This is a genomic window from Chitinimonas violaceus (assembly GCF_052601015.1).
Map to the genome: position 1 here is coordinate 1 of NZ_JBQXDJ010000257.1, position 342 is coordinate 342.

Consider the following 342-nt stretch of genomic DNA (forward strand, 5'->3'; position numbering starts at 1 on the left):
CGCTGCAGGTTGATGGGCATCAGTGGCGCGTGGCCTACGAACCGCTCCATCGTTTCATCGAAGCACGGCGCACGCCATAAACCCGAAGCGCCTGCCGTGGATAGATGCTGCTCGCCGGGGGTTTACCGAGCAATATGGCACTGAAGTCTCACCAGAGTTCATCAGTTCGGTGACCGACGAAGTCATGACAGAAGTCGCTGCCTGGCAGGCTCGATCGCTTGAACCGATGTATCCGGTTGTGTTCTTCGACGCACTGCGGGTGAAGATGCGCGAAGATGCCGTAGTGCGCAACAAGGCAGTCTACTTGGCATTGGGTGTGTTGCCCGACGGTACGCGCGACAT

The 342-nt window shown here is 58.5% G+C and carries 1 pseudogene; it reads left to right on the forward strand.

Features of this window, described 5'->3' with window-relative positions:
* Positions 1–127: 127 nt before the first annotated feature.
* Positions 128–342: pseudogene (locus tag ACUHMQ_RS21195) on the forward strand (transposase); the annotation flags it as partial.